The following is a 5,572-nucleotide window of genomic DNA, read 5'->3' on the forward strand; positions in this document are numbered from 1 at the left end:
TTTGATTCATTTGATTCATTATTTTTAACTTGTTTTTGTTTAGAATTTTCAACTTTAGAAGCTTTTAAATTCTTTTCAAGAAATAACAAGCCGCCATCTGCATAACTAAAACTTGCGATACTAAAGAATGCACTAATTAACAGTAATTTAGTACAAAATTTATTTTTGAATAGCATGTTTATTTACTCTCATTTAATACTTGTTAGATATTCTAACTTTAAAGAATTAACACCCAGAGGACTCATAAATTACATTCTTGTAATTTTAAAATGTCTCAGGATGGTGTTTAAAGTGCGTGTGATAAATAGAAGTGTAATACAGGAAAATGGTAAGGTTTATCAGCCTAGTCATCTGTCCATTATGTAGAAAGAGCAGCACTTTAATGTTTATGCTGTTCCAATGTATTACATTCCTTACTTTCTATTTGTAACGTAATTTCAGTAATATTATGATTATGTTTTAGAACTTCTAAGGCCTTTTGATAGAGTTGATCTGTATTGCTATTCGGAGCAACCAAATGAGCAGTTAAATGAATATTTTTTGAGGATATAGCCCAGACTTTCAACTGATGAATCCCTTCAACGCCCTCTAGCTTCAATAAATCATTTCTTAACGACTCAATATCAATCTCATCAGGAACTCCTTCAAGCAGAATATTAATACTTTGTTTTAATAAAATCCAAGTTCGAGGTAAGACCCAGAAGCCAATTAACACAGCGATTACGGTATCAACCCACATCCACTGGGTAAAATAAATAACTATTCCTCCGATAATCACGCCTATCGATCCTAGAGCATCACTAAGAACTTCTAAATATGCACCTTTTATATTTAGACTTCCTTCAGCACTAGCAGAAAGGATTTTCATTGAAATCAAATTTACGACCAAACCAATGACCGCGACAATCATCATTTCAACACTTTGAATTTCAGCAGGGTTCGTAAAACGTTGATAAGCTTCATATACAATATATATTGCTACCACAAAAAGCATCACCGCATTAAACAGAGCCGCTAAAATTTCAAATCGCTGATAGCCAAAAGTTCTTTTATCATCTGCGGCTTTTTTACCAATTTTGATAGCGGCAAGAGCAATAGCTAAAGCGGCTACATCAGTAAACATATGAGCTGCATCAGATAACAAAGCCAAACTTTGGGTAATAAAAGCAGCGACAACTTCTACTATTAAAAAAGTAGTCGTTAAACCTAAGGCAACCATTAACTTCTTACTATTTTCTTCAGTAACAACCGCATGGCTATGATCATGATGTTCTGACATAAAATATTTTCCTTATTCTATTTATGATGAGCAGAGATATTGGATAACAGCCAATATCTCTGCTGTAAATCGACTAATCTATTGGATTAAGAAACTTTCTTTTCATTCATCCAGCGGTACAGTACGGGCAATAAAACCAATGTAAGCAGGGTAGAGGAGATAATTCCTCCAATAACCACTGTTGCTAAAGGTCTCTGTACTTCTGCCCCAGTTCCGGTTGCCAAAGCCATCGGGACAAACCCAAGGGACGCCACACAAGCGGTCATCAGCACAGGTCTAAGACGCAAAATTGCACCCTGCCACGTTGCATAATAAAGGTCATATTGTTGTCGCAACTCTTTGATAAAGGTGAGCATGACTAAGCCATTCAGTACAGCCACCCCCGATAGTGCAATGAAGCCAACCCCTGCTGACATGGATAATGGAATGTCACGCAACCACAACGCGATTAAGCCTCCACATAAGGCAAACGGTACACCACTAAAGACCAGTAAGCTTTCTTTGATATTATGGAATACAGCCATCAATAAAATAAAGATCGTCAACAATGCGAGCGGAACCACCAATTGCATACGCGCTTTTGCAGACATCAGATTTTGAAATTGACCGCCATAATCTATCCAATAACCGCTTGGTAATTCCTGTTTGGATAACGTGCTCTGAAGCTCTGTTACGAATGAGCCTAAATCACGTCCTTCTACATTTGCAGTAATAACCACTCGACGTTTACCATTTTCACGGCTGACCTGATTAATACCCAGGATATTTTCAACGCGTGCCACATCTTGCAGTTGGACTAAACCACCATTCGGCAATTGAATAGGAAGTACCGCTAACTGTTCAGGACTACGCTGGGATTCATCTAGACGGATGACAAAATCAAAACGCTTGTCTCCCTGTAAAATTGTTCCAACATTCTGGCCACCGACACTTGTAGCTACCAGATCCTGAATTGCTCTTACCGACAAGCCATATTGTGCAGCTCTGGACTTATCCACCTCTACATTCAACAAGGGTAAGCCACTGGTCTGTTCTACATTAACGGCTGTCGCGCCTGAAATTGAGTTAATTTTTTGAGAAATTTTATTCGCTTCGCGATTTAGAATCTCCATGTCATCACCAAATAATTTGACACCCACATCACTTCGCACCCCTGAAATTAACTCGTTAAAGCGCAGTTCAATGGGTTGCGAGAACTCACTGTTATTTCCCGGCAATGTCGCTAAGAAAGTAATCATTCTTTGGCGAAGCTCATCAATCGTTTGTTTTGGATCAGGCCATTCATCATGAGGTTTTAACAGTACCACGCCATCTGAAATGTTGGGTGGCATAACATCTGTGGCCACTTCTGCTGTACCGGTACGAGCAAAGATCGCTTTAATTTCAGGAAATTCTTTCAACAGTAACTTTTCAGTATTTTCCTGCATTCTCAGTGACTGTTCTAACCCTGTACTTGGGGAACGCATTTGCTGAACAGCAAAATCACCTTCACCCAGTTGAGGTGCAAACTCGCTACCTGTTTGAGTGGCTAGCACGCCCGTAAGCACTAAAATACAGGCAGCCACAATAGTCACAAATAAACGAAGCTCATAGGCTTTATCTAAAAGCAGTTCATATTTGGTTTTAAGCCAATGCATCCAGCGACTTTCGGTTTCCTTGACTTCTCCAGTGACAAATAGGGCAACTGCGGCTGGCACAAAAGTGACAGATAAAATCATGGCCCCAATTAAAGCCAGTACAACAGTCATTGCCATAGGATGGAAAAGTTTGGCTTCTACACCCGTCAGGGTAAAGATAGGTAGATAAACCACCAAAATAATTAACTGTCCAAAAATCAGAGGACGACGCGCCTGTTTTGCAGCCAAGAAGACTTCTTTAAATCTTTCAGAACGGCTAAGTAAACCACCTTTCAGCTTCTGAGCTTCTGCTAGCCGACGGATACAGTTTTCTACAATAACCACTGCACCATCAATAATAATACCGAAGTCCAGTGCCCCTAAACTCATCAGATTTGCACTAATCTTCTGCTCTGCCATTCCCGTCAAGGTAAACAGCATTGACAGTGGAATAACGCAAGCCGTGATCAGCGCAGCACGGAAATTACCTAGAAAGAGAAATAAAATAACAATGACGAGGATTGCACCCTCAATCAAATTTTTCTGAACGGTTTTGATCGCCCGATCAACCAAATGCGTACGGTCATACACAGTCTCAATCACCACACCTTTAGGTAGCGATTGCTGGATCGATTGCACCTTTTCATCAATGGCTTGAGCAACGGTACGGCTATTTTCTCCCATCATCATCATGGCAATACCCAATACAGTTTCTTCACCATTATAGGTTGCAGCCCCTGTTCTCAAGTCATGACCAATTGAGACATTGGCGACATCTGCCACCCGAATCGGATAGCCGTTTTTATTGGCAATACTGATGTTCTGGATATCTTCAATCGTGTTTAAAGTGCCGGGAACACGAACCGTTAGCTGTTGTCCATTTTTCTCAATATAGCCAGCACCACGGTTTTCATTATTCTCTGTTAAGGCAGTTTGTAAATCAGACAAAGGAATTTGCAATTGTTGCAATCGGTTCAGATCAGGGGCAACCACATAGGTTTTATTAAAGCCACCGATACTGTTGATCTCCGCAACGCCTTTTACGCGCTGTAATTGCGGTCTTACAATCCAATCCTGAATTTCACGTAAATCCATCGCCGAATAAGGGGTTCCATCCGGCTTTTTAGCATTTGGTTCGGCTTTAATCACCCATTGATAGATTTCACCTAAACCTGTCGAAATAGGCGACATGTTAGGTTGCACATCTTCAGGCATTTCTCCCATTGCTTCTTGCAAGCGCTGGTTGATAAGCTGTCTGGCCCAGTAAATATCCGTGCCATCTTCAAAAATGATGGTCACTTGCGATAAGCCGTAGCGTGAAATCGAACGGGTTTGTTCCATTTTCGGCATGCCTGACATGGCATTCTCGATTGGATATGTAATCCGCTGTTCCATTTCTAAAGCCGTAAAACCATTGGCTGAAGTGTTAATCTGCACCTGAGTATTGGTAATATCTGGTACAGCATCAATCGGTAACTTTTGATAACTATAAATACCAATAGCAATCCAAGCCGCAATAAACAGCATGACCCAGATTGCGTTATGGATAGAAAACTGGATCAGTCGATCAAACAGTCCTTCAGGTTTTACCGATTCGTGGTCTGGAATTTGAGGAGTTTCAGTGCTCATGTGAAGCCTCTCCTTTTTCCAGCTCGGATTTCAGTAAAAAACTGCCTTGAGCGGCATATTTTTGTCCCTGACTAAGCCCACTCACCACTTCAATCCATTGGCTCTCCCCAGATGATTGCCCTAATTTCACAGGTTGCGGACTGAATTCAACTTTTTGTCCATGCTGAGTGGCGACAAAAACCACATCTTTTCCATCGACATTCTGAACTGCGGACTTAAGTACCCGTAATGCGGTACTTTCACTCCGTTGTTGCAACTGTACGTTCACCATCAAGTTTGGACGTAATTCGGTTGCATTCGATTCAACTTTTGCTCGCACCTGAAGACGACCTGTTTGAATATCCGCTTCAGTATTTAAAGTCTGAATAACAGCTTGATAAACCTTTTCTGTTTGCAAGGATTTAAATTCGATCTTTTGATTCGGGGCTAAGCCCATAATTTCAGAATTTGGAACAATAAACTCAAGCCAGAGTTGATCTAACCGGTCTATCGTAAAGAGTTGATCGGCTAACTGAACATTTTCCCCGAGAACCAAATCCTTTTTACTGATCACGCCAGAAATGGGAGCTTTCAAAATATAGCGTCCGTTACTGGCATTCACTGCACCAAATGCACTTAAACGTGATTGGGCCGCTTGAACCTGAATTTGTGCCCGTTTATAGCTGTTATAAGCACGTTGATAGTCCTGTTTTGCTGAAATGCCCTGTGACCAAAGCTGACGCTCACGATCATAGTCTTGTTTCGCCAGTTCAAGGTTGGTTTGTTCAATTTTAAGATTGGCCTGCTGATCAACTAGATCAGGAACAAGCAACGCAGCCAAAGGCTGTCCTTTCTGAACTTTTTGACCGAGTTCTACATAGACATTTTCTACATGACCACTAAAACTCGGTGAGACGTGCGCTTGCTGGTCAGTATTCACATTCAGTTTGGCAGGATAAGAACTTAATTTAACCACCGGGCCTTGATCGACCGCTGATAATTGTATGCCCTGTTCCACCAGTTGCTTGGCAGTCAGGCTCACACCTTCTGCATGCTCTTCGGTTTCACC

At 41.1% G+C, this 5,572-nt stretch carries 3 protein-coding genes; all 3 read right to left on the minus strand.

Annotated elements, in window-relative coordinates; genetic code table 11:
- Nucleotides 1-379: 379 nt before the first annotated feature.
- Complete coding sequence (locus tag B3143_RS04050) at nt 380-1,279, minus strand: cation diffusion facilitator family transporter (protein ID WP_004733183.1); 900 nt, start codon at nt 1,277-1,279, stop codon at nt 380-382.
- A gap of 86 nt (nt 1,280-1,365) precedes the next feature.
- Nucleotides 1,366-4,524 (minus strand): efflux RND transporter permease subunit, encoded by a 3,159-nt coding sequence (locus B3143_RS04055; RefSeq protein ID WP_004733184.1) that lies wholly within the window; start codon nt 4,522-4,524, stop codon nt 1,366-1,368.
- A partial coding sequence (locus tag B3143_RS04060; RefSeq protein WP_286739612.1) for an efflux RND transporter periplasmic adaptor subunit occupies nt 4,514-5,572 on the minus strand: 1,059 nt, incomplete at its 5' end. The genes B3143_RS04060 and B3143_RS04055, both read right to left, overlap by 11 nt.

The sequence above is a fragment of the Acinetobacter sp. UBA1496 genome (assembly GCF_002324975.1).
Taxonomy (GTDB): domain Bacteria; phylum Pseudomonadota; class Gammaproteobacteria; order Pseudomonadales; family Moraxellaceae; genus Acinetobacter; species Acinetobacter variabilis.

What these genes read in the sequence shown, in the direction of transcription:
- B3143_RS04050 (WP_004733183.1), bottom strand. Translation starts at nt 1,279, where the DNA reads ATGTCAGAACATCATGATCATAGCCATGCGGTTGTTACTGAAGAAAAT.
- B3143_RS04055 (WP_004733184.1), bottom strand. Translation starts at nt 4,524, where the DNA reads ATGAGCACTGAAACTCCTCAAATTCCAGACCACGAATCGGTAAAACCT.